Genomic DNA, 23,796 nt, shown 5'->3' on the forward strand with positions numbered 1-23,796 from the left:
AATCGCTCACTGCAAATTGAACGGCAAAGCTGAAACCTGAAGTCTCGTATCGCCTGCCTGCAATTCGGATCCAGGCGCGGCGTTCTCGCGACGGATATATCCCAGCGCAAGCGTTCGGTCGCCGGTTGAGAACGGGACCGTTGCCGCGCTCGTGATCTCGCCTACTTGCTTTTCACTAACACTGATTTTGGTGCCGTGGTCCGGGGGCGCACCCTGAACTTCAAACCCCGCAAACGTGCGGTGGACGCTGCCGCGGGAACGGATGCGCTCTACGATCTCCTGTCCCACGTAGCAGCCCTTGGCAAAATTCAGCGCGTGCGACTGTCCTGTTTCCTGGGGAAGGTCGCGCTCGCCGATATCAACACCGAACCGAGGCGTCCCGCTCACGATGCGAAGCCAGTTCAGTGCCTGCGAGCCGACCGGCACGGCACCGGCCTCGGTGAGCGCATCCCAAACAAGCACAGCGTTCGCGGGCTGGAGCCATATCTCGTAAGAGTCTGCGCGGCTGCTTATCCCGCGTGCGATCGAGACGCCAATTCCATGCCACTCGGTATCGACCACTTGAAGGTTATCGAGTGGAGGAACCGTGCAGCCAGCACGCGCCAGCCGCTCCCTCGATTGCGGGCCGGCGATGCCCAGCGATGCAAGCTTGTCGCTGATGTTGCTGACCTCAACATCGTCCATGATGATGAAGTGCTCGAAAGTCTCCGTGATCTTCGGCACCTGCCAGATTTCTGTAGAAACGAGCAGGTGCTCTCCACGGTTGTAGACGACCATGTCGCCCTGTATGCGCCCTTGCGGATTGAGCAGGAAGTTGTAATTTCCATGGTTCAGATGCTGGTCGCGAATGTTGTTCGTGACCATGCCATTGAGCCATCGCACGCGGTCCTCACCACTCACGATCAGCTTGCCGCGCCATCCCAGGTCGAAGACACCACAGCCGTTCAACACCTCGTCGAACTCAGCCGGCGCATCACCGAAGTGAACAGGCGTGCGAGCGCCTGCGTAGTCGCCGAGATGGGCGCCGCTGGCAGAAAGCTTTTCTTGTAGCGTGATCGAGGTCATACCGGTCTTCGATTATAGCGGACAATAACGGCAACTCTGGCGAGTTCACTGATAGTTCCACAATGGCCGCGGCCTTCCGGTCCGAACATTTCGGAGCGAGTTCGCCGCAACAGTTACTTCGATTGCGGGTGGGTTTCCCTCGTGTACCGTTTACTCATATTGCCGATATCCACCTTGCGGCGCACGGCGATCATCTCGGCAACGATGGCGACTGCAATTTCTTCGGGAGTCACGGCCCCAATCTCAATGCCTACAGGCGCGTTAACGCGTTCGAATTTTTCCGGCGCAATGCCCTCGTTTTCCAATTCCTTGTAAATCGTGATCACCTTGCGCCGCGAACCGATCATGCCTATGTAGCGCGCCGGGGTATCCACGGCCCAACGCAGCACGCGCATATCGTCGCGATGTCCGCGCGTAACGACGACGATAAAGGCTGACTCGTTCATGTTGAGCCCCGGCAGAGCCTTCTCGAAATCGTCAGCAATCACCGCGGTAGCTTCGGGGAAGCGTTCGCGATTTGCGTAAGTCTCGCGGTCATCCACGACCGTGACTTCGAAGCCCGCGACGTGAGCCACCTTTGATAGATTTTGGGCAACGTGTCCTGCGCCAAAGATGAATAGCTGCGAAACCGGCAGTACGGGTTCGATAAAGACCTCCAGTGTGCCGCCGCAGACCAGGCCGGTATCGTAAGTTGGATTGTTATTCAGGTTGAAGGTCAGCGAGCGCGGCTTTTCCTCTTCCATCACTTCCCGGGCAGCCTGCCAAACCTCTGCCTCGACGCACCCTCCGCCAATCGTGCCCACGATAGAACCATCGTCGCGGACCAGCATCTTCGCCGTCTGGAATGACGGGATCGAGCCGCGCACGTTGATGATGGTCGCCAGCGCGCTTTTGTGTCCAGCGCTCCGCAGCGCCACGATTTCCTCGTAAATACCCATCGAGTAGAAGGTACAAGTTGCGGGGTGCAGGGCGCAAGTGAGACTGGCGAGCCTTTGCGCCTTGAGTTCTGTTAAATTGATTGGCGCTCCGGAGAGTCTTGAATGAAAGCGATCCGATTCCACGAACATGGCGGCCCCGAAGTTCTGAAGTACGAAGACGTACCCGATCCGGTTGTGCGCAAAGACCAGGTTCTCGTGCGCGTCAAAGCCTGCGCGCTGAATCATCTCGACCTGTTTGTGCGGCAGGGCGTGCCAGGGATCATGCTCCCGCACATTCCGGGCAGCGACATTTCAGGCGACGTGGTCGAAGTTGGTGAGTACGTAACGGATGTGAAACCTGGCACTCGCGTCCTGCTTGCGCCGATGGTTTTCTGCGGCGTTTGCAAGAAGTGTGTCAGCGGGCAGCAGAACTTCTGCCCGCAGTTCAGCGTAATCGGATATCGCGTGCCCGGAGGGGATTGCGAACTGATTGCCATCCAGCGTGTCAACGTGCTCCCGATTCCTCCAGAGATGACTTATGACGAAGCTGCCAGCGTTCCGCTAGTGTTTCTAACTGCATGGCATATGCTGATCGGGCGCGCGAAGATTCAGCCGGGACAGACCGTGCTCGTGCTGGGAGCTGGTTCCGGCGTAGGGTCGGCGGCAATACAGATTGCGAAGCTCTTCAATTGCAGCGTCATCACTACAGCCGGAAATGAGTACAAGCTCGAGCGCGCGCGCGAAATCGGCGCCGACTACACTATCAATCACTACAAGCAGAAGATCTCGGACGAAGTGAAGAAGATCACGGCGAAGCAGGGCGTCGATGTGGTTCTGGAGCACGTGGGGCAGGCGACGTGGATGGAAAGTATGCGTTCGCTGCGGCCGGGAGGCACGATTGTGACCTGTGGCGCAACAACCGGCGGCGATGCCATCTTCGACATACGTTCGCTGTTTTCACGACAGACGTCGTTCCTGGGCTCCTTCATGGGCAACATGGGAGACTTCTACGAAGTGATGGACCACGTCTTTGCAGGACGGCTGAAGCCAGTCTTCGACAGAAGCTTCCCGCTGCAACAAGCTGCTGCGGCACACGAACATCTTGCCAAGAGCAATATGTTCGGTAAGGTTGTCCTCAACCCGTGAGGTTTTGACGGCTGTGAGGCAGTTCCTGGCGTGGCTTTCCTGCGACCCGTACACGAAGCTGGCATCAAATCGGTAGAGGCAATTAGAATAGGTCTGACATGGATACCGGCAGAGAGCGAATTGAAAAGGCAGTTGAGAGCACACTGACCCCCTCCCAGGACAACGTGACAGGGTCACAGCGTTTTGCGGACCTCGCGGGCGACCCGCAGAGTACGGGGCGGATTGCGACGCTCGCCTACGGCGGGAACCCTGAGCAGGAAGGGATTGTCCTCACAACGCTCGACAACGCCGTGAACTGGGTACGCAAGAATTCCATTTGGCCAATGACATTCGGCCTCGCCTGCTGCGCTATCGAGATGATGGCTACGGGTGCCGGGCGCTTCGACCTCGCGCGTTTCGGCTCCGAGGTGTTTCGTCCCTCGCCGCGCCAATCCGATCTCATGATTATCGCAGGCCGCGTTTCGCAGAAAATGGCGCCGGTGATTCGTCAACTGTACCAACAGATGCCGGAGCCTAAGTGGGTCATCTCCATGGGCGCGTGTGCAACGTCGGGCGGAGTGTTCAACAACTACGCTGTCGTGCAGGGCGTCAATCAGTGGATACCTGTCGACGTGTACGTGCCCGGTTGCCCCCCGCGTCCGGAGCAGCTTATCTACGCCATCACGCTCTTGCAGAAGAAAATTCAGAACGAGCGCGGTTCGTTCAAGCGCGTCATGAATCTGGAATAGCCAATCATCTACAGCGTAGATGCGATGCACCGGCTTCGGCCGGTGCTTTTGTTTGCAGGCGAACTCCATTTGCTGCATCAGCGACTCGTTCCGCAGAGGCAGCAGAACTGTTCTGTTTCGCATCTTAGTGGAAGCAAAAGCCGGATTGTGCCGCGCATCCCGCCACGGCTTGACGGCTCCGAGACCCTAATGCATAGAGCCACGCTTCTTGCCTTATTAGTTGTAATGCTGCTGTGTGTCGGCGCTGAGGCAGCGGCGCTACGCCAGGTCGCAATCATAGACATCCCCGGGCGGCCCGGTTTCGATGAACTCGCCTTTGCTAATGGCATGCTGGTGATGACTCATGCCGGCGCTGGCACGGTCGACATTTTCGATCCAGTTAAGCGTCGTCTCGTAGCGCACATCACCAACATGGCACAGCCTCGCGGCATAGCCGTTGATGAACAAGCAGGGAAGCTGTATATCGGCAATGCCGGCTCGAACTCGATCGTTGCTGTCTCATTTGACGGTTGGAAGGTGGAGGATATCATCCAGATCAGCGTTGCGCCTGAGTCGCTGCTGCTGGTCCCCGGTTCCAAGCGTCTTTACGTCGTCGCTGGACTGAAGCAGTCGCTTATGGCCGTCGATCTGGCAGCGAACCGCGAACTCGGCTCTGTGCAGTTGGACGGGCATCCAGCCTACCTCGCATCGGATCCAGCACGCGAGCTTCTGTACGTAACGCTCCAGGACAAGAAGCAGGTTGTTGCGCTCGATCCCACACTGAAGATCGTAAAGCGCTTTCCTTTGACCGCCTCGCAGCCCACAGGCATTGTTTATGACCAGAAGCTCGACCGCATTTACGTCGCAGTTCGTTCGGCCGTGCTCTCGTTGAATGCCGACACGGGTGTGGAGAATGCGCGTGTAGCGGCCCCGGCTGGCATTGACATGCTTTGGCTGGATAACGCGAGCCGAACTCTAATGGCTGCCGGGAGTGGAGCAATCTTCACCATGAGCGCCGATTCCAGGCTGGCCGCACGAGACGAAATGTCTACGGACGTGAAGGGTCACACGCTGGCTTTCGATCCGCAGAAGAGCCTGATTTACATGCCTGGCGGTCGCGAAGGACGGTCGAAGCTGCTCATTCTGCGTCAATTGGACAATGCTGCAGCACAGCAGCGCGTCCAAAACGCTGACGCCACGGTAGGAGCTGCTAAGCCACTGAGCTACTGAGCTGCTAAGCCCTGAGCTCCTTAGTCAGCTAACCTGACTAGGTTTTTGTCTTCCTGAGCGAGGGCGTAAGCCCGAGTCGAAGGATTCCTTTTGCCAGCTCGGTGTGCAGATGAAAGGGGTCCTTCGACTGCGCGACTTCGTCGCTCCGCTCAGGAAGACAACAAATAAACAGTCGTCATACGTCAGACGCCAAACGATTCGCGAGCAGGCGGCTGGATCCGAGTGTTTGCACCTTCACAACTTCAGGCACCTGTGCGCGGCCACCGGGCCGCGCATATTTGTGTATGCGAAATGCAGGTAGGGCAGCTGTTGGAGCGCGGTGCTACTATGGAGCGCCTCCATCCAACGCAGCAGTGTTGGCGTGTCGCAATCATTAGATGTGTAGACAGAGGTGTGGCAGATTCATGAGCAGACTTCCTGTAACACCCGCCGAATTCCGGCAACTTGCCGAGCGCGTCACCGACTTAGCCGCACGTGAACTGGAGCAATTGAACGAGTTGCCAACGTTTCCGGCCACCAACGGTGCGCGCACGCTCGAAGCTTTCGACGGCCCCGCACCCGCGCAAGGTCTTGGCGCGTCCGCCTTCGACGCACTGGAAGCCGTGGTCGCACACTCGCGCCCGCCCAGTCCGCGGTTCTATGGTTACGTGCTCGGCTCCGGTGAGCCGGTTGCGGCGCTTGGCGATATGCTTGCCAGCGTTCTGAACCAGAACGTCACCGCGTGGCGTTCTGCGCCAGCGGCTGTAACCATCGAGCGGACGGTCGTTCGCTGGCTTGCGGAGGCTATCGGCTGCCCCGGGTACACTGGCAGCCTGACCGGCGGCGGTTCGTCAGCCAACCTGATGGGCCTTGCCATGGCGCGAGAAGCCAAGGCACCGGCGAATGACACGGGTGTGCAGCCCGGAACGTTCTACGCTTCCACGGAAGCGCATATGTCGATCCCGAAAGCGATTGCGCTCCTCGGACTCGGCCACAAATCCCTGCGCCTGGTTGCAGTCGACGATAACTTCCGCATGATCCCGGAGGCGCTTGCGGAGGCTATCTCGCAGGACGTGAAGGGCGGATACCGGCCGATCGCTGTCATAGGTTCGGGAGGAACGGTGAGCACGGGCAGCATCGATCCACTTCGCGACATCGGTGAGATTGCCCACCAGCACGGCGCGTGGTTCCACGTGGATGGAGCTTATGGCGTCCTCGCGGCCATGGCTGCGCCGGAGAAGTTCGACGGTCTCGACCTGGCCGATTCGCTTTCGCTCGACGCGCATAAGTGGCTCTATCAGCCGGTTGACTGTGGCTGCTTGTTGTATCGCGACCCAGTCGCGGCGCAGAAGGCGTTCTCGCACTCGGGCGATTATGCGCGAGCACTGTCGTCCGATCCAATAGAGGGCTTTGCCTTTTTCGAGGAATCGATGGAACTGTCGCGCCGCTTCCGTGCGTTGAAGATTTGGCTATCCTTGCGCTATCACGGAATGGACGCCTTCCGCGCCTCGATTGCGAGAGATATGGAATTGGCTCGCCACCTGGAAGACTCCATCCGTGCACATCCGGCACTCGAAATGATGGCTCCGGTTGAACTCAGCGCAGTGTGCTTCCGCTTCACGGGTGGAGAAAACTTGCCACTGCCGGAAGATGAACTGAACCGAATCAATGCGGCGTTACTTCGGCGCATCATTGCGCGTGGACGCGTGTACATTTCGAATGCGACGATCGACACCAGGTTCGTCCTGCGCGCCTGCATCGTGAACCACCGTGCGACCGCGTCAGACGTCGATCTGGTGATTAGTGAAACGCTGGCAGCAGCGGCGGAAGTGATGCGAGCCTGAGTTTCCAGGCAACGCAGGGGATGATAGAAATTCTTTATGGCGCGTACCAACAACGCAGCAGAACGTAACTCTAGCGGAGTCATAGCGCACGCCCCTTGCCGCGTGGACCTTGCCGGCGGCACGGTCGATATCTGGCCCTTGTACCTATACCACCCCGGCGCAGTGACGGTGAACTTTGCGCTGAGTATCCTTACGCGATGCCGCATTAAGCCTTCGGCCGGCAAGCGCATTAACCTTCGTTCGATCGACACGGGACGGGAGGAATCCTTCCGCGACTTCGATGACCTCTGCGGCGCGAAGACGTTTGCCCATCCGCTTGCGGCCTACCTCGTGCGCTTTTTCGCGCCCGAAGGCGGCTTCACGATGGAGACGCACTCCGAGTCTCCTGCTGGTGCGGGAATTTCCGGCTCCTCGGCCATGATGATTGCTACTACAGCTGCGCTGGCGCGGTACACCGGACGCAAGCTCTCGCTGGAGGAGACGCGCGTTATAGCACAGAATGTGGAAGCGCAGCTCATCAAGGTTCCAACCGGTTGTCAGGATTACTATCCTGCGCTGTACGGCGGCGTGAGCGCGATCCAGCTCAATGTCGACGGCATTCATCGCGAAGTTGTGCCCATTTCACCGGAAGAGATTGAGAGCCGCTTCGTCATCGCTTACACGGGAGCGCCGCGCCAGTCAGGAATCAACAACTGGGAAGTTTTCAAGGCGCACATCGACGGCGACCGCCGCGTCTTCCGCAATTTCGAGCAGATTACGCAGATCGCCTGTGCCATGCACCAAGCGCTGAGCGACGCCGATTGGAGCGAAGTTGCCCGCCTGCTCCGCGAGGAGTGGAAGCTGCGAAAGACGAACGCACCAAACATCACGACTTCCCTGATCGACCGCCTGATCACCGCGGCACGCAAGAACGGTGCACACGCCGCCAAGGTATGCGGCGCCGGCGGTGGAGGTTGCGTCGTATTTCTCGCCGAGGAAGATTCTCGCGAGCGCGTGGTCCAGACCTTGCGCGACAATGGCGGGCAGGTACTGCCGTTTCGCGTAGCACGCGAAGGCCTCACGATCGAAGCAGGAAAACTTGCAACCGCATCTCAGCAAAAGCCATGAACTCTGAACTTGCAATGGATGGTGGCTTCTTTACCTTGGCGGACGGGCGTCTACGCCCCGTCTGGCGGTTTGTTATCGCTGCCGTACTCGTCGTCTTAGCGAACCTGGCCGGGGGCCTTCTGGGCTTCGGGGTGGCGTTTGGGCATCCGCTCATTGCCGACATGCTTTACCGGCTGTTTTCGACCGTGCTGCTATTCGTTGGTTTTGCCTTCATGCTGCGGCATTTCGACCATGCGCAGGGCAGCCCATTGGCGAATATGGGTCTTCCGCTCGGCAGACGGGCGGGCAAGGACTTCGTGATAGGCGCTGCATTGGGCTTCGGCATGATTGCGTTGGCAGTGCTGGCGATCGCCGCATTTGGAGACTTGGAATTCAGAACGGTTCTCAATGCTTCAACGCTTCGGCGCGGAATGGCCGTCATCGTCCTGCTGCTGGCCGGTGCCCTGCTTGAAGAGTTGATGTTCCGTGGGTATCCATTTCAGCGTCTTGTCGAATCGACGGGTGCGACCGGCGCTATCCTGGTCTTTTCCGTGCTGTTTGGTGCTGCTCACCTGGGCAATCCCAATGCCGGAGGCATCCTGAGCTGGGGTATGTTCAACACCATCGCCGTGGGCGTCCTGTTCGCAATTGCTTACCTGCGGTTTGGAAGTCTTTGGTTACCCTGGGGTCTGCATTTTGCGTGGAACTTCAGCCTTGGCGTGCTCTTTGGCCTTCCGGTCAGCGGGTTGCGCGATTTCTCCTTCATCGTGAGGACCCAGGCCAGCGGCCCCAAACTGCTCACTGGCGGGGGGTATGGCATTGAGGCTAGCCTTACAGGGGCGGTTGTAATCTTGATTGGGCTCGGCGTGATCATGGCAATGCCACAGCGTGCGCCTGCCCAACTCGCTGAACCGGCAGCGGCACCCCTCGTGGCTGAGGCTGGAGAGTTCAGTTCCGACACTTGGCGTCCCGGCATCTAATCACAAGTCCGGGTGCTGCTGGTTGTCGACGGGCATATAATCCGGATACGACATCAGGTGTTCCCATGAATCCGCGTCCCAGTTGTCTACGTCTTGCGGTCATGATACTGCTTCTGTCAGCCCTCGCCCAGGCTGCCGACAAGCCCAAAATAAGTGATGACACGCGCAAGCAACTCATTCGCGACTTCAATGCGGAAGCTGTGTTCGTTAAAACATTCTTCCCCATAGGCAAGGTGGGTTTGCGCATCGAAGAGGGCGTCATCACGCCTTCTGAAGCTGAAGTACGTCAGCTAATAAGCAACTTCGGGCCGGCCGCCAAGCCCGGCGATCGTGTGCGTATAACTTCGGTTCGGTTCGTGAAGAAGGGCATCCTCTTCGAACTGAACGGTGGGCCGGTTAAGAAAAAGAAGTGGTACGAGCGAATAGAGGTTTCGTCCATCGGAGGCACCCGCGCCCCGGCAGATCGAGATCCGAACAATGAGAACCTGAACGCGCGCGGCTCCTACGTGCTTCTCGCCTTCAAGGATTACGTGCCGGACCTCACGTCCGCGCAGGTGAAGGATCTGTTGGCACCGGTGCTGGACTTCAACGCTCGCACGCAGGCCGAGGCTTACCAGAAAACGCTTCCGCCCAAACTCCAGGAAGCCATCAAGAATCACCATGCGCTCGTAGGCATGGACCGTGAGATGGTTACTTACGCCAAGGGGCGTCCGCCGCGCAAGCATCGTGAGCGCGAGGGGGCTACCGACTACGAGGAGTGGATCTATGGCGAGCCGCCAAATGACGTGGAGTTCATCCGCTTCCAGGGTGACGAGGTCGTTCGTATCGAACTTATGAAGGTGGACGGCGAGAAGATCGTGCGTACCGACCGGGAATTCGATGCGAACGCCGGAATCTCTACGCTCGCCAAGAAGGAAGAGAAAGAGGAGCAGAAGAAGACGGGACCCACACTCATGCGTCCCGGCGAACAGCCTGCGGCTCCAAGTGGCAGTGGCGCTCGCTTGCCCGTTGACGGCGCCCCGAAAGAACCACGTAGCCCGACCAGCATGCCTACAGGCGTACCAGACGCCAGCTCAGGATCGCCAATGCCGCCGGGCGGCGGAGTCGGACTGCCGCCGCGCTAGCCATGTGACGGTTGATTTCGATTTGAATTTCTGGCCCGCAACCGTGCGCTTGGCGTGCGTGGCTGCGGGCTTTACACTTGCAGTGTGAAGATTGCGCTCGGTCAGATCAACACTACAGTCGGTGACTTCACCGGTAACGCAGCCAAGGTCGTGGAGTTCGCACAGACTGCTCGTTCTGCCGGAGCCGAGCTTATTCTTTTTCCTGAGCTAGCGGTCTGCGGCTACCCGCCGCGCGACCTGGTAGAGAAGGCCTCTTTCGTCGCGCGCAATCAGCATGTTGTCGAGGAGATTGCTGCCAGGACCCAAGGCATCGCTGTTGTGTGCGGATTTGTAAGTCCGGCGAAGGCCGAAACCGGCAAGTCCGTCATGAACTCGGCGGCCTTCCTGCGCAATGGACGCATCGAGTTTGTCCAATCCAAGCGACTGCTGCCCACCTACGACGTCTTTGACGAGATGCGCAACTTCGCCGCAGCAGAGCGGCAAGAGCTGTTTTCTTTTGACGGCAGGAGAGTTGCACTCACGATTTGTGAAGACGCATGGAATGATAAGCACTTCTGGAACCGCCGCCTTTACGGAATCGATCCCGTGGATGAGCTGATAGCAGAGGGCGGGGAAGTGCTGCTCAACATCTCCGCTTCGCCCTTCAATCTCGGCAAACCTGAATTGCGTTGCAACATGCTGGCGGCTCTTGCCCGCAGCCACAAGATTCCGGTCGCCATGGTCAACCAGGTCGGCGGCAATGACAGCCTGGTGTTCGACGGCTCCAGCATCGCCATCGCGCCGGATGGGCGTGTGATTGCACAGGCAAGGCCCTTTGAAGAGGACCTCGTCTTGTTTGACACCGAGTCGCTCACCGGCGACGTGCATGAACAGATCTGCGGTACTGAGGCGAGCGCCTACGCAGCACTGGTGCTCGGCACACGCGACTATGTGCGCAAATGCGGTTTTCGGCAAGCCATCATTGGGCTTAGCGGCGGCATTGATTCGGCACTCACGGCGGCCATCGCGGCGGATGCCTTGGATAAGCACAACGTCATTGGCGTCGGTATGCCCGGCCCGTACTCGTCGCAAGGCAGCATCGACGACGCCCGACAGCTTGCGGCTAACCTCGGCATCCGGTTTGAGCTGATCGAGATCGGCCAGGTATTCGAGACATATCGCGGCGCACTCCAGCCCATGTTTGAGGGATTCCCGCAGGATGTAACGGAAGAAAATCTGCAAGCGCGCATTCGCGGTAATCTGCTCATGGCGATGTCGAACAAGTTTGGGGCGCTGGTGTTATCAACGGGCAACAAGTCTGAGCTTGGCGTCGGGTATTGCACTCTGTACGGCGACATGGTCGGTGGACTCGCGGTCATTTCCGATGTTCCCAAGACGCTCGTGTATCGCATCTGCGAGTATCTGAACCAGAGCAGAAAAGTGATTCCGAAAGCGACGATGGAGAAGCCTCCTTCTGCCGAGTTGCGCCCGGATCAGAAGGACAGCGATTCACTCCCGGATTACGAGGTTCTTGATACGATTCTGGAAGATTACGTTGAGGACTCCAGGTCAGCCGAGCAGATCGCCTGCGAGCACGGCTATGATGTGATGCTCGTACGCAGTGTCATCCGCATGGTGGAACGATCCGAGTACAAACGGCAGCAGGCCGCGCCGGGCATCAGGATTTCTGCAAAGGCATTCGGCGTCGGGAGGCGTTTCCCGATCGCAGCGCGCCACGAGGTCTAGCGGCAGCAAATATTACTCATCAAGAGAGGCGATGATGAAAGCAGCAATTCGAGTTCTGCTCTGTGCATTTCTTGCAACTGGCTTGTGCGCCGCACAACAGGGAAGCTCCACCGCGAAGCCGCGCCAGCGCACCACTGCCACGAAGAAGGCTCAACCTGCGCCTGCGGTGACAGAAAACGCGAAGAGTGCTGAAGCACCAGCAGGCATGCCGACAGAGCAGACCGTCAATGCCTTCTTGAAGACTATGTTCGGCTACGATCCCAACCTGGTCTTCAAAGTTGCGGAAATCAAACCAGCCAAAGCCGCGGGGCTTTCCGAAGTTGCCGTCGTGGTGAGCACGCCCCAAGGCCAGCAGCTTACGCGCTTCTTTGTTTCCAGCGATGGCCATCACGCGATCATGGGCGACATCATGCCCTTCGGCCCCGACCCATTTGCCGAAGCTCGAACACAGCTTCAGAAGCATGCATTCGGCCCGTCCAAAGGTCCCGAGGACGCAGCGGTTACCATCGTCGAATTTGGCGATCTGCAATGTCCGGCCTGCAAACAGGCGCAACCCACCATCGAAAAGCTGTTAACTGAAGTGCCGAATAGCCGCCTCATATTCCAGAGCTTCCCGCTCGAAGAGCTTCACCCTTGGGCCGGACGAGCATCGCGCTACAGCGATTGCCTGCTGCGTACGAAAAGCAATGACGCCGCCTGGACCTTCATTGGAGCAGTGTATGCGCATCAAGGCGAAATCACGGAATCGAATGTCGACGAAAAGTTAAATCGCTATATAACGATGTCCGGAGGGGAGCCGGCGGCCATCGCTGCCTGCGCTAAAGCTCCCGAAACGGAGGAGCGTATGAAGCGTGGAGCCGAACTCGCCCAGGAACTCGGTGTGACCGGAACGCCGACGCTCTTCGTCAATGGACGTAGCATTTCGTCCATCAACAACGCGTCGTATGACATGCTGAAGGCCGTCGTCGAGTTCATGGCGACACACCAGACTGGCGCGACAACGAAGTAACTGAGCGAGATGCCGTTCTGAGTCGCGAGATTTTGGGGGCCGCGAAGGATCTTCTTAGTTTAGAAAGAAACCAGATCCTTCGCGTCGCTCAGGATGATTCTCTTCTGTTTCGGAAGGTTGTTCTAGCACGTGGCAGGTGGCCGGCCAACCAGTCTAGTAGGCCAGCATCGCGACTCCGGCCGCGACGAATAGTGCGCTGATCCAGCGGCGCTTGTCCACCTTTTCATGCAGAAATACCCGGGCGGCGAGCGCATTCGTTATGAATGTGAGCGACGCCGCCGCCGGTACTACCAACGAAACGTCTGCCCAGCTTAGCCCGACCAATAAAAAGAAAAACGACAGGGCCATAAAGAACAACGCCACCATGAAACGTCCATCGGCGAGGACGCGCCGCGCGGCTGCAAGCATTCCGTGACGTTTGCGAAAGTCGCCGAGGTCGCCGATGCGGTGCATAGCCTCGGCAAGCAGCACATCGCCGGCTGTGGTTGTAAGCACCACAAACATGATCGCCGACCACGTGTAGATGGTTCTTGCGTCGATGCCGCTCATGCTTTCCCCTCCGGGGTGGTATCACCAGCAAGTTCGCCCGTGACAGCCACGGACTCAGGCAGGACATCGCGCGTCTTCGACGGGCCTATGGCGACGAATCCCACCCCGATCGTAATGAGCACGATGCCGGCCCAGCGCATCATGCTAATTCGTTCGTCCAGAAAGTAGAGGGCCATGAGAGCGATGACAACGTATCCAATCGCTGTCGCTGGAAGCACATACGTTAGGTCGGCCCACGACAGCGCGCTGAGGTACGCGGCAAAGTACACAATCAGGAACAGGATTCCGATTGTTATCGAGGGATTCGCGACGGCGGTAACGGCCTCGTGCCAATTGGCAAGATGAATCTCGCCAACCTGGCGCATTCCGTGCGACAGCAGAACATCGCCGGCAGCGCCGAAAAAAACAATGGCGAGCAGTACGAGATATTTTCTAAGAGTCACCGAGACAGGATAACAAAGCAGGCAGCAATGGCAGCGACAGGCGACTAACAATGCCAGAAGCTGTACATAAAAACAATGGGAGTGGGCAAAAGCAAAAGCCCGCGCATGGCGCAGGCTTTTGCTTTGTTAGGAAAAAATCAGGCCTCGACGGTTTCGTTCTTGGCTTCAGCGTCGTTCGGCAGAATGGGAAGCGGATTTGGCGGCGGCAGTGTTGGTTCAGGCATGGAGTCCTGCTTCGAGCGGAACTCCTTTACAGCCTTGTTGCGCGCGGCTCTTAGCTTCAAAAACGCCTTCGCTTCCACGTACAACCGCTTGCGCTCCTCGGAGTTGAAGATCGCTTTCCTGACGATGCGGAAAATCGCCTTAGGGCGGAAGTAGTATTCGTCATAGAAGCGATGCACCATCTCCATGACATAGTCGCGAGGCAGGCCCGGATATTCAACGTGCGCCACCTGGTGCCCGCCGGCGTCCACCATCTCCTGCTCATTGACGATGAACCCGTTCTTCTTGGCGAATTCGTAGAACTCCGTTCCCGGATAGGCGTGCGCGAAGGAGACCTGTATGGTATCCACGTCGAGTTCCTTGGCGAAGTCGATTGTTCGGCGGATACTTTCCTTGGTCTCGCCCGGCAGTCCGAGAATGAAATCGCCGTGAATGAGCAGACCGAGCTTCTTGCAGTCGCGGGTAAAGTCGCGTGCGCGCTCGACCGTGGCGCCCTTCTTGATGTTCTTGAGAATTTGCGGGTCGCCCGATTCGTAGCCAACGATCAGCAGTCGGCAACCGGCTTCTTTCATGGCCTTCAGAGTCTCGTAGTCGGTTGTCACGCGGGAGGTGCATGACCACGTAAGGCCCAGCGGCTTCAGCTCCGCGCAAAGCTCGATGGTGCGAGCCTTCTGGATATTGAATGTGTCATCGTCAAAGAAGAATTCCTTGACGTTCGGCCAGTACTCCTTGGCCTTCATCATCTCGCGTGCGACAGCGTTACTGGAGCGTTTGCGCCATGGATGTCCGCTCAGCGTTTGCGGCCATAAGCAGAATGTACACTGCGCAGGGCAGCCACGCGTCGTATACAAGGCCACAAACGGGTACAGCAGGAACGGAACGTTGTAGCGGGTTACGTCCATGTCACGCCTGTAAACGTCCACCACGTCGGGCAGCGCGTCGAGATCGTCCACCGCCGGACGATCGGCATTGTGTACGATGCGCCCGTCCTTGCGGAACGAAACCCCAAGAATCTCTTCCAGCGGTTTACCGTTAGCGAACTCCACCGTCGCATAGTCGAACTCGCGACGTACGATGAAGTCGATGGCCTGGCAGTCATTCAGCGTCTGCTCCGACAGCGTAGTCACGTGCGGCCCGACAAAGGCGATCTTCAGGCTCGGGTTCGCCGCCTTCATCGCTTCTGCCAGTTTGCAGTCGCCCGGGAACCCCGGCGTGCTGGTGAAGAGCACCAGGAAATCGTAGCTCTTGCCAATCTCGATCGTTTCGGCGGCGCTCACATGGTGAGGAGGAGCATCCAGCAGGCGAGAACCTTCCAGCATGCCAGCCGGATAGGCCAGCCACACGGGATACCAGTACGACTCGATCTCGCGCGTCGCAGGCCAGCGCGAGCTAGCGCCTCCGTCGAAGTTCTCGAACGAGGGTGGATTCAGGAAGAGTGTTTTTAGCGGTGCCATAGTGACCAGTGGGTAATACTAACATCCGGCTTTCGCCGGGGTACACCATTTGCGCCAGACTGCGGCGATTGCATTGCGGACGGTATTGCGCTGATTTGAATGGCGATGCACGCCTAACGCTACATGGGCCTGTCGCGGAGTTTAAGACTCCGAACACAACTCGTCACCCGGATCGCTTCTTCGGCGGTTGTATATTAGAGGCGGGAATCAGGATCGATGATCAGCACAGAAACATGGGGAGTCGCGCTGGAAGCGCTACGCGCGAACAAAGTGAAGGCAGCGCTTACGATGCTTGGCGTCGTGATTGGCAGCGCCTGCATCGTGCTCGTCGTGACCATTGCGCTTCTCGGCAAAACCTACGTTCTGGCTCAGATCGAGGGTGTCGGCTCCAACCTGGTTTACGCGTACTATGTGAGCGGTAACCAGACCCGGGTAGTGTCCGACGAAATCTCCCTCGGTGATCTGGAGGCCGTACGCGCTCTGCCCAAAGTTTCTGAAGTTTCCGGCGTGCACGATATGCAGATGGCGGTCGTAGTGCAGGGACGGGAGCGCCCTGTATCGCTGATTGGGGTCACGCAGGGGTTCCAAAAGATTCGCAATCTCCAGATACTGAAAGGCCGCTTTTTCGATCAGCTCGACATGGAGACGGGAAGCAAGGCCTGCCTTATTACGCAAGACTTAGCCAATCTTTATCCGAACGAGAACATGGTTGGCAAGGAACTCAAGGTCGGCGAGCTGACATTCACGGTGATCGCAGTATTCCGCGAACGTGTAGCTACTTTCGGACAATCTGAGATCACCTCCGAATCCGTCGTGGTGCCGTTCTCGCTCATTAAGTACTACACTGGGAAGGAGTATCTGAAGGTCCTGTACGCACAGGCGCGGACGGCTGACGACGTGCCCGAAGTCACCCGCGAGGTGAAGCGGGTGCTCGAGTCGCGCCATCGCCCCGGCGCGGTATACGTAGTCCAGAACCTGTCCTCGATACTTGACGCCGCCCGGAAGATTTCGATGGCCCTTACGGCTGTGTTGCTGCTGGTGGGTTGCATCGCGCTAATCATCAGCGGCGTTGGCATCATGAACATCATGCTGGTCACGGTGACGGAGCGCACCAGGGAGATCGGTCTGCGCAAAGCCGTGGGCGCCAAACGCCAGGAAATCCTGTATCAGTTTCTGATCGAAGCACTGATCATCAGCGGTGTTGGCGCGTTTGTCGGCATCATGATCGCGGTCAGCGTGAAGTTTGTCGTCCAGGCACTTATGCCAGCCGAGTTTGCCATGAAGATTCCCATATCCTGGGTTTCTATCATCGTGGCATTCACAGTCTCGTGTGCAGTAGGAGTGCTGTTCGGCTACTTGCCTGCGAACCGGGCCTCCAAACTCCAGCCAACTGAATCGCTACGTTACGAATAGCACTGTCGAGTGGCGCGGCAACCATTGCTTGCGTTAGCTGGTCAAAGAGCTTGCATCTAAAAATAGGAATACTGCCGGATATCTACTTGGAAAATCGACTCTCAACCGGAGCAGGCGCACCGTGAGCAGATACGTCCGCTTTGGGAACACCCTGTTGACCATGATGCTGGCCGGCTTTGCTGTCCGGATCATCGTCGTGGCGTGCATGTACAGCATGCATTTGAATCCGATTCTCGACCACTGGAAGTTTGGTTGGGAGATGGGCCGAGTCGCCCGTTCGCTATACGCCGGGCAGGGATTCAGCTCTCCGCTTTTTGAACCCAGCGGTTCCACTGCGTGGATGGCTCCAGGATACCCGCTGCTTCTCGCTGCCATGTTCAAGCTGTTCGGCCTGTTCAGCACCGCTTCGATATGGGCCATCCTTACTCTGAACAGCATCTTCGGCGTGGTCACCATCGCTGCTGTCTACAAGATTGCGTTGCGCGTGTTCGGAGAGGCTACGGCCAAAATCGCTGGTTGGACCTGGGCGGTATTCCCCTACTCCATCTATCTCTCCGCCGGACGCGTCTGGGAGAACACGCTAACTACGATGCTGATGACGCTGCTCTTCCTCCTGACTCTCGAGTTGGAAGAGAAGCCCACATTAGGAAAATGGCTTGGCTGGGGAGCTATGTGGGGCTTGGGGGCGCTTGTCAGCCCGGCTTTGACCGGCGCATTACCGTTTCTTGGCTTGTGGATCGCGTGGCGGCATCAGAAACGCGGTGTGGGGTGGCTGCCGCAAGCTGCCGTCGCCGCTCTCTTTTTCTGGGCGTTGCTATCGCCGTGGATGCTTCGTAACTGGGAGACATTCCATAGGTTCATCCCGTTGCGCGACAATTTCTGGCTGGAGCTTCACGTTGGTAATAACGGCGACACTTCCGACGTGACTCCCGACTCGTCACATCCATCCAACAGTATCATCGAGCGAGCGGAATGGAACCGGCTTGGCGAGCTCGGCTACATGGAAGCGAAGAAGCACGAGGTGATCGGCTTCATCAAAGCGCATCCCGCGTTCTTCGCCTGGGTTACGGTGCGGAGGTTCGTGTACACGTGGACGGGTTTCTGGACGCTCGATCCGAAGTTCTTGCATGAGGAACCGTTCCATATCCCGAATGTCCTCTTTACCACGACTTTAACTCTCTTCCTTTTGCTGGGACTCCAGCGTGCGTGGTCGAATGGGTATCGCGAGTCGATCACACCCGTCTTGCTGCTCGTAATCGCATTCCCGTTCATCTATTACCTGACGCATCCAAGCATGGATTATCGCCACCCGATTGATCCGATGATCGTGATCATGGGCGGTTATGCGGTCGTGGAATGGATGGAGCGCCGTGCCGTTGTGCCGCGAGAAGGCGAAGCCGTCGAGGAGCTTATTGCCACGGGAGACTGAAGAAGCAGTGGGTAGTGGCTTCGCGCTTCTAAACACTACTCACTGCTTTTCACCTTCCCAGCGCCCAGTCCTGTAAATCGCCCGTTGCTCGCATCAATTGCATCTGGACCCGGTAGAGTTCGAAGGTCGCATCGAGATACGCTGAGTGGCGGTCGCTGGCGTCGGCGCGAGCAGATTCAACGTCGCGTGCGGTTGCTGTGCCGCCCTGGACCTTTGCCTGAGTGGCGTCCAAGTTGCCCTGTGCCAGCTCGTACTCCAATCGGGCGACCTCGCGTGCGGCGGCCAGTTGCTTTACGCTGCGCTGCAACTTCAGAGTGTCATTAGCAACCTGGTCGCGAACGTCCTCCGCCTGTCGTTTCGCCTTGATTGCGTCAGCTTTCGCCGCCTCTGCGTGGGCACGTTGCGCTGGATTGAAAAGGGGGAACCGGATCGATGCGCCAAAGGAGAAATTGTTGCGGCTGAATTTCCGGTAGAACTCGTCGTAGTTGTTGTAAGTGGAGAGCAGGGCGTACTGCGTCGCGAAATCGACGGACGGCAGCAGTTGCCGTGACTCCGAGCGCGCGCGGAAGTCCGCCGCTTGCGCTTTCTGGTCTGCGTACTTCGCCGCGACGCTGCTCTGCACGGCCCTCAAGGAAAGGTCGTCGCTCTGGTCCACATTCGGAGTGCGAGGTACGGAGTCAGTCACGGTTTCCAGGGATGCGGCGGGAATGCCCACCAACTTGCCGAGGCGTTCCCGCAGAACATCGGCGTTGCCCTCAGCCTCTGCCAGTCGAAGTTGCGCCCGCGCAGTCGTTAGCTGCGCCCTTTTTACGTCGAGTTCGCTGTCGATGCCTTCTTTGCGACGCTCGATGCTGATGAACTCTGCCCGCTGTCCGGCCTGCAATTGCTCACGAAGAACGCGCAGCTTTTCTGTCAAGCTGTCCAGTTCTGTATAGAGCAGCGCAGTATCCAGAATCACGGCTGCGCGCTTGTCTTCTATGTCGAGGTTGCTTGCCTGCCACTCGATCCTTGCTGCACGTACCAAATCTCTCTGCGCGAAGTTCACGACGTACTGCTGCGTATTCAAGTTAAATAGCGAGGGCGCGCTCCCGGCTATCGTCAATGGAACGCCGAAGGAATAGCCGAGGCCGGAGCCAAACACCACCGCAGGCGCATAACTCCTTCGCGCTTCGTTGTAGAGGCCGTAGGCGCGAACCCGGTCAACGGCCGCCACCGCCATTACACCGCTGTGTTGCAGCGCGAGTTCGATGGCACGCCGAAAGGGAATCGGCTCAGCGAAAGCCAGTGGCGCCGCAAACAAGACTATCAACAGGCAGACGAAGAGCTGTCGCACAACCCGAACCACGCGTACACACGATTGCATTTCCATCACCTTACCCGGCAGCACTCCGTCAAAACTCGCGCCCGCACAGGAAGGCCGAGTATAAAACATCGGAGTCGCGACGAGCCCGTTATCGCAGTGCTGTCGTGGACAGAACGCTTCAGGATGGTGCCCTCGAGCTACTGAGCTGCTGAGTCGCTGAGCGACCGCAGACCGTGTCACAAGAAAGAGTGTAGGCGCAGATAGTAAGTGGCAAGGTGACCCAAAACGAGCTTAACTTTGAGCTGACACGCCGAGGCGCTTCAGGCCTTCGCGCGCGAATCTGTAATTCGAAGCCAATGCCAGCGCGGAGTTGTACTCGGCGATGGCTCTCTCGCGGTCGCCAAGTTTCGAATACATCTCGCCGATCAGTGCGTGTGCGCGGAAAGCTGGGCCCTCTTCTACTGTCCCTCCAGCCAGGTAATCGCGCATGATCTGTATTCCGCCTTGAAGGTTTCGTCCGGAGCCAGACAGCAGTTCGCCGGCATTGAACAGGTCGATTGGCTTTCGACGTGGCGAAGCCATCGCGCGCACGATTTCCTTTTCCATCTCGGCCCAGCGTTGGTTCCATTTGTAAAATCGCGCCAGTTCAACGATGAACGCTGGATCGTTGCCTGCGTCCGCTGCCTTGCGGAACAGGCGTTCCGCTTCCGGAAGATTTTTATCTTTGTTCGCGACGCGGGCTCGGATCCACAGTGCTACTGCTGGCTGAGTCCTCTCCACCTCGTCGGCAAGGCGACTCGCCTTATCCCGTCCGCCGCCGACGATTCCCGGCGCTTCAACATAAAACTCGGCCAGGTCCATGCGCACCTGCCCATCCCCCGGATTCAATTGCAGCGCTCGATAGAGTTCATCTACGGACTTGCGTGCCAGGCCCATCGCCGAGAAGGGACTTGCGTTGTCGGCTTTCTCGCCGTAAGCCCGCCCCAGCCAGAGGTGATTCTCGTAGCTCGCCGGTTGGAGCGAGACGGCACGCTCGCCGTTGCGCGCCGCATTATCCCAGTCTTCCAGCGCGTAATACAACCGGTTCATCAGATTGAAAACTTCCGCGTTGCGCGGCTCAATCTTCGCTTTGTCCGTTAAGATGCGCAGAGCCTCATCGGCGTGCCCTCGGCTTAGCAGTTCGCGGGCAGACGTCTGAGCCATCCCCGGCACCAAGAGGATGAGTACAACCGCCAAGGGTAAAAATCTGCGAAACGTGGCCATGTCAGATTAGATGCAGCTACTCGACAATTTTGACCGACACGCCGTCGCGAATCGGCGTCGGGCTGAGGGATGCCAGCGCGAACATGTCCGAATCCTTTAGGCCTTCCGTGATCTCGATGTGCGTGAGATTCGCGGTTCCGATCTGCACCTCGCGACGATCGAGCCTGCTTCCGTCGACCAAGTACATGTAGTGCTTGCCGTCTTCTTCGTGTACTGCTTCTCGGGGCACGCTGAGCGCGTTGTTATGGCTCGCTGTGATGATGGCGACGCCGACGTTTACGTTCGGCAACAACTTCAAGTCATCGTTATCAACCTGGCAGGTGAACTCGGCAACCATGCGCGTGCCGCGGCTCACGACGGTGGTGGGGGTGCTGGTGAGTTTGCCCTGCCATACACGGCCTGGAATTGCGTCCCAGGTTACTCTCACCACTTGGCCCGGCTTCAGGCGTCCTATCTCCGGTTCGTCCACAAAGGCTCGCACCTGTACTTCACGAAGATCCGCGACTTGGATGACCAGATCGCCGCCGTTGACGAAAGCTCCCTGTCGCACCGGGATGGCATAGACCGTGCCATCGAACGGCGCGGTTACATTGGCGTTGGCGAGTACCGCCTGGGCAGCTTCATATGCAGCTCGCGAGTCGGCTATGTCCGCCTGCACGCGCGCCATCTCCTCCTTGGAGTAGCGGCCGGTTCCTTTCTGCTGCAATAGCTTCAGGTCGGCTTCCGCACGGCGCAGACGATCTTCAGCGGCCTGCACCTCCGCGTCACTGGCGGCCCCGCGCTGTTGCAACCGCCGCAACGCTTCCAGGTTCCGCCGCGAAGCGTCAAGCTCAGCCTGGGCCTTCACCAGGTCAGCATTGCGTGTCAGCACTTCCTCGCGTGTGCCGCCAGCCTGAACGGATGCCTGCACGGACTCCGCCGCCCGCAATTGTGCCAACGCATGGCTGGCGGTCGAGCGAGCCTCAGAATCCTCGAGTTGCAGCAGCAGTTGTCCACGCCGGACGCGGTCGCCCTCATGCACGAGGATCTTCTTTACGGTCGTACCAAATGGGGCGTGGGCCTCGAAGTTCTGTGTCGGCTCCACCTTGCCATTCGTTGTGATCGTGCTCGTTATGTCCTGTCGCGCCGCCTGGGCAACCTGCACACGGATTCTGCGAGGCCGCAATGACGTTAATGCGCTGAGTACCACCACGACCACCAGGATGCCAGCCACGATGAGCCAGCGCCGCCGCTTATTCTTGAGTTCCGTTTCGTTCTCGAGTTTTGCCATGTAAGTAGAAGTTTGCGTAAGTATAACTTCCTGCTGGAGCTTTTTGCGCGCAACCGTTGAAGGGTAGGAGCTTCAGCCCGCGATTGCAAGCCCTACCAGGAGCCTGCGCCTAACGGAACAGCGCATCGCTTCGAAACCTCATTTTGAAAAACCTCATCTCAAAACTATCGAGAAACCTCACTTATGGGCTAAGAATTCCAGTAGGAGCCGTATGCAATTGGTCCAATGGAAGAACGTAGTCTGGAACGCGTTGAAGGATGTGGACAAGAACCATACCCTCTCGTTCGCCGCCGGACTGTCTTACTATTTCGTCATGGCCCTCTTCCCGGCGCTGGTGGCGCTCGGGGCGCTCGTAGCTTACCTGCCGGTACCGAACCTGTTTGAGCAGATTCTCGGGCTGATGGCGGGCTTTGTTCCGGCGGATAGCATGGGAATCGTTCGCCAGGTTGCTGCGGACGTGATTTCCCCGAACAAAGGCAAGCTGCTCTCGGCAGGCCTGATCGGCGCCCTGTGGGCTGTCTCCAGCGGCTTCGCCGGTATGATCGAAGCCCTCAACGTCGCCTACGACGTGCCCGAGACGCGAGCCATATGGAAGACGCGTCTGCTTGCGATCGGGCTATCATTCGTAATCGGCACCTTGCTGCTAGGCGCACTCGCAGTCATGCTCGTTGGCCCACGTTTCGGAGAGTGGCTCTCGGCCAAGCTGCACCTGAGCTGGGCTTTCGCTTTGGCATGGCCTTACCTGCGATGGTCTGTGACGGTCGCGTTTACCGTCGTTGCCATCGAGGCGCTCTACTTCCTCGCACCCAACGTAAAGCAGCGTTTTCGCTGCACGCTTCACGGAGCCATTATCGCCGTTGGAGCGTGGATCGCGCTCTCATACCTGCTCGGCATCTACTTCCGCACGTTCGCCAATTTCAACAAGACCTATGGCGCCCTCGGGGCTGCCGTCGCTCTCATGGTGTGGCTCTACTGGACCGGATTTGCCATCCTCATGGGTGCGGAGATCAACTCCGAAATTTTGCAGGAGAGTGGCGACGGACGTCTGCCGCTGAAGGAAGTTCCTCCTGAGTCCGTTCGTCCCAAGCCGGCCACCGAGAGCGAACTCGCCGCCTGAGCGCGCGAGCGCCAACGATGGAACAAGAGAAGCCGCTGAGAAAATGAACTGCCGCTGAGTCCCTCAGTTGCCCGCGTTCAGAGCTGCTCCTTTACAATAACCACATGCCTCGAAAGTCCAAAGCTACGAAACTCGGCTACACGCCGGAGCACGCCGAAGCCGGGCTCGATTTTAACTTTCCCGAGATAGAGACCTGGCCGAACCAGTTTCCCGGATACGAAATCGAGATCGATATTCCCGAGTTCACCTCTGTCTGCCCTAAGACTGGCCTGCCGGATTTCGGCACGGTCTGGATACGCTACATGCCGGATAAGTTCTGCTTCGAACTCAAGTCGCTGAAGGAGTACATCAACTCCTATCGCAACCTTGGGATTTTTCAGGAGAACGTCGTTAACCGGATCCTCGCGGACGTCGTGAAAGCGACCAAGCCGGTGTGGGCTGAAGTGCGCGGCGAATTCCATCCGCGCGGTGGCCTGGGTACTCTGGTAGTCGCGCGCTGGCCTCGGCCAAAGCAGAAGTAG

At 58.3% G+C, this 23,796-nt stretch carries 21 protein-coding genes; 13 read left to right on the forward strand and 8 right to left on the reverse strand.

What is annotated here, in order from left to right; all coding sequences use genetic code 11:
* Positions 1–6: 6 nt before the first annotated feature.
* Positions 7–1,065 (reverse strand): glycine cleavage T C-terminal barrel domain-containing protein, encoded by a 1,059-nt coding sequence (locus VN622_14390; protein ID HWR37048.1) that lies wholly within the window; start codon positions 1,063–1,065, stop codon positions 7–9.
* A gap of 113 nt (positions 1,066–1,178) precedes the next feature.
* Positions 1,179–1,982, reverse strand: a complete 804-nt coding sequence (locus VN622_14395; protein ID HWR37049.1) for an XdhC/CoxI family protein — start codon at positions 1,980–1,982, stop codon at positions 1,179–1,181.
* Positions 1,983–2,105: 123 nt separating this feature from the next.
* On the opposite strand from VN622_14395, the gene VN622_14400 reads away from it, so the two are divergent.
* From VN622_14400 to VN622_14440, 9 genes are all read left to right on the forward strand, one after another.
* Positions 2,106–3,128: a zinc-binding dehydrogenase gene (locus tag VN622_14400; protein ID HWR37050.1), complete on the forward strand. Its 1,023-nt coding sequence runs from the start codon at positions 2,106–2,108 to the stop codon at positions 3,126–3,128.
* A gap of 98 nt (positions 3,129–3,226) precedes the next feature.
* Entirely contained in the window at positions 3,227–3,856 is a 630-nt protein-coding gene (locus VN622_14405) for an NADH-quinone oxidoreductase subunit B family protein (protein ID HWR37051.1), read from the forward strand.
* A 189-nt stretch (positions 3,857–4,045) separates the two neighbouring features.
* Positions 4,046–5,065, forward strand: a complete 1,020-nt coding sequence (locus VN622_14410; GenBank protein HWR37052.1) for a hypothetical protein — start codon at positions 4,046–4,048, stop codon at positions 5,063–5,065.
* 404 nt (positions 5,066–5,469) lie between these two features.
* On the forward strand, positions 5,470–6,888 hold the full coding sequence (locus VN622_14415) for an aminotransferase class V-fold PLP-dependent enzyme (GenBank protein ID HWR37053.1): 1,419 nt from the start codon (positions 5,470–5,472) through the stop codon (positions 6,886–6,888).
* A gap of 36 nt (positions 6,889–6,924) precedes the next feature.
* Positions 6,925–7,995, forward strand: a complete 1,071-nt coding sequence (locus VN622_14420) for a GHMP kinase (protein HWR37054.1) — start codon at positions 6,925–6,927, stop codon at positions 7,993–7,995.
* Positions 7,992–8,954 (forward strand): type II CAAX endopeptidase family protein, encoded by a 963-nt coding sequence (locus VN622_14425; GenBank protein ID HWR37055.1) that lies wholly within the window; start codon positions 7,992–7,994, stop codon positions 8,952–8,954. Before VN622_14420 ends, VN622_14425 begins: the two co-directional genes overlap by 4 nt.
* A gap of 101 nt (positions 8,955–9,055) precedes the next feature.
* Positions 9,056–10,078 carry a hypothetical protein gene (locus VN622_14430; GenBank protein ID HWR37056.1) on the forward strand — a complete coding sequence of 341 codons (1,023 nt, stop codon included), beginning with the start codon at positions 9,056–9,058 and terminating at the stop codon, positions 10,076–10,078.
* An 84-nt stretch (positions 10,079–10,162) separates the two neighbouring features.
* Positions 10,163–11,803, forward strand: a complete 1,641-nt coding sequence (locus VN622_14435; GenBank protein ID HWR37057.1) for an NAD+ synthase — start codon at positions 10,163–10,165, stop codon at positions 11,801–11,803.
* A gap of 31 nt (positions 11,804–11,834) precedes the next feature.
* Positions 11,835–12,812: a thioredoxin domain-containing protein gene (locus VN622_14440; protein HWR37058.1), complete on the forward strand. Its 978-nt coding sequence runs from the start codon at positions 11,835–11,837 to the stop codon at positions 12,810–12,812.
* Positions 12,813–12,965: 153 nt separating this feature from the next.
* Here VN622_14440 and VN622_14445 read toward each other — a convergent pair whose 3' ends face one another.
* The 3 genes from VN622_14445 to hpnJ all read right to left on the reverse strand — a co-directional run bounded on the left by VN622_14445 (position 12,966) and on the right by hpnJ (position 15,480).
* Positions 12,966–13,361 carry an EamA family transporter gene (locus VN622_14445; GenBank protein ID HWR37059.1) on the reverse strand — a complete coding sequence of 132 codons (396 nt, stop codon included), beginning with the start codon at positions 13,359–13,361 and terminating at the stop codon, positions 12,966–12,968.
* A complete protein-coding gene (locus VN622_14450) occupies positions 13,358–13,804 on the reverse strand; it encodes an EamA family transporter (protein ID HWR37060.1) in 447 nt (148 codons plus the stop codon). The genes VN622_14445 and VN622_14450 overlap by 4 nt, the downstream gene beginning before the upstream one ends.
* Positions 13,805–13,941: 137 nt before the next feature.
* Positions 13,942–15,480 carry a hopanoid biosynthesis associated radical SAM protein HpnJ gene (hpnJ, locus tag VN622_14455; GenBank protein ID HWR37061.1) on the reverse strand — a complete coding sequence of 513 codons (1,539 nt, stop codon included), beginning with the start codon at positions 15,478–15,480 and terminating at the stop codon, positions 13,942–13,944.
* 216 nt (positions 15,481–15,696) lie between these two features.
* On the opposite strand from hpnJ, the gene VN622_14460 reads away from it, so the two are divergent.
* Positions 15,697–16,893 carry an ABC transporter permease gene (locus tag VN622_14460; protein ID HWR37062.1) on the forward strand — a complete coding sequence of 399 codons (1,197 nt, stop codon included), beginning with the start codon at positions 15,697–15,699 and terminating at the stop codon, positions 16,891–16,893.
* A gap of 121 nt (positions 16,894–17,014) precedes the next feature.
* Positions 17,015–18,322 carry a glycosyltransferase family 39 protein gene (locus VN622_14465; GenBank protein ID HWR37063.1) on the forward strand — a complete coding sequence of 436 codons (1,308 nt, stop codon included), beginning with the start codon at positions 17,015–17,017 and terminating at the stop codon, positions 18,320–18,322.
* A 49-nt stretch (positions 18,323–18,371) separates the two neighbouring features.
* Here the strand turns inward: VN622_14465 and VN622_14470 are convergent, their stop codons facing one another.
* The 3 genes from VN622_14470 to VN622_14480 form a co-directional block, all read right to left on the reverse strand.
* A complete protein-coding gene (locus VN622_14470) occupies positions 18,372–19,685 on the reverse strand; it encodes a TolC family protein (GenBank protein HWR37064.1) in 1,314 nt (437 codons plus the stop codon).
* A gap of 231 nt (positions 19,686–19,916) precedes the next feature.
* Positions 19,917–20,828 carry a hypothetical protein gene (locus VN622_14475; GenBank protein ID HWR37065.1) on the reverse strand — a complete coding sequence of 304 codons (912 nt, stop codon included), beginning with the start codon at positions 20,826–20,828 and terminating at the stop codon, positions 19,917–19,919.
* A 76-nt stretch (positions 20,829–20,904) separates the two neighbouring features.
* Complete coding sequence (locus VN622_14480) at positions 20,905–22,158, reverse strand: efflux RND transporter periplasmic adaptor subunit (GenBank protein ID HWR37066.1); 1,254 nt, start codon at positions 22,156–22,158, stop codon at positions 20,905–20,907.
* A gap of 211 nt (positions 22,159–22,369) precedes the next feature.
* Here VN622_14480 and VN622_14485 point away from each other — a divergent pair, with 211 nt between their 5' ends.
* Complete coding sequence (locus tag VN622_14485; protein HWR37067.1) at positions 22,370–23,275, forward strand: YihY/virulence factor BrkB family protein; 906 nt, start codon at positions 22,370–22,372, stop codon at positions 23,273–23,275.
* A gap of 104 nt (positions 23,276–23,379) precedes the next feature.
* Complete coding sequence (gene queF / locus VN622_14490) at positions 23,380–23,796, forward strand: preQ(1) synthase (GenBank protein ID HWR37068.1); 417 nt, start codon at positions 23,380–23,382, stop codon at positions 23,794–23,796.

The organism is Clostridia bacterium (assembly GCA_035561135.1).
Classification (GTDB): Bacteria; Acidobacteriota; Terriglobia; order Terriglobales; family Acidobacteriaceae; genus DATMYA01.

Coding starts and splice junctions, on each gene's coding strand:
- VN622_14445 (HWR37059.1), bottom strand. CDS start 13,361: ATGAGCGGCATCGACGCAAGAACCATCTACACGTGGTCGGCGATCATG.
- VN622_14475 (HWR37065.1), bottom strand. CDS start 20,828: ATGGCTCAGACGTCTGCCCGCGAACTGCTAAGCCGAGGGCACGCCGAT.
- VN622_14425 (HWR37055.1), top strand. CDS start 7,992: ATGAACTCTGAACTTGCAATGGATGGTGGCTTCTTTACCTTGGCGGAC.
- VN622_14430 (HWR37056.1), top strand. CDS start 9,056: ATGATACTGCTTCTGTCAGCCCTCGCCCAGGCTGCCGACAAGCCCAAA.
- VN622_14415 (HWR37053.1), top strand. CDS start 5,470: ATGAGCAGACTTCCTGTAACACCCGCCGAATTCCGGCAACTTGCCGAG.
- VN622_14460 (HWR37062.1), top strand. CDS start 15,697: ATGATCAGCACAGAAACATGGGGAGTCGCGCTGGAAGCGCTACGCGCG.
- VN622_14480 (HWR37066.1), bottom strand. CDS start 22,158: ATGGCAAAACTCGAGAACGAAACGGAACTCAAGAATAAGCGGCGGCGC.
- VN622_14470 (HWR37064.1), bottom strand. CDS start 19,685: ATGCAATCGTGTGTACGCGTGGTTCGGGTTGTGCGACAGCTCTTCGTC.
- VN622_14440 (HWR37058.1), top strand. CDS start 11,835: ATGATGAAAGCAGCAATTCGAGTTCTGCTCTGTGCATTTCTTGCAACT.
- VN622_14400 (HWR37050.1), top strand. CDS start 2,106: ATGAAAGCGATCCGATTCCACGAACATGGCGGCCCCGAAGTTCTGAAG.
- VN622_14405 (HWR37051.1), top strand. CDS start 3,227: ATGGATACCGGCAGAGAGCGAATTGAAAAGGCAGTTGAGAGCACACTG.
- VN622_14390 (HWR37048.1), bottom strand. CDS start 1,065: ATGACCTCGATCACGCTACAAGAAAAGCTTTCTGCCAGCGGCGCCCAT.
- VN622_14485 (HWR37067.1), top strand. CDS start 22,370: ATGCAATTGGTCCAATGGAAGAACGTAGTCTGGAACGCGTTGAAGGAT.
- queF (HWR37068.1), top strand. CDS start 23,380: ATGCCTCGAAAGTCCAAAGCTACGAAACTCGGCTACACGCCGGAGCAC.
- hpnJ (HWR37061.1), bottom strand. CDS start 15,480: ATGGCACCGCTAAAAACACTCTTCCTGAATCCACCCTCGTTCGAGAAC.
- VN622_14420 (HWR37054.1), top strand. CDS start 6,925: ATGGCGCGTACCAACAACGCAGCAGAACGTAACTCTAGCGGAGTCATA.
- VN622_14410 (HWR37052.1), top strand. CDS start 4,046: ATGCATAGAGCCACGCTTCTTGCCTTATTAGTTGTAATGCTGCTGTGT.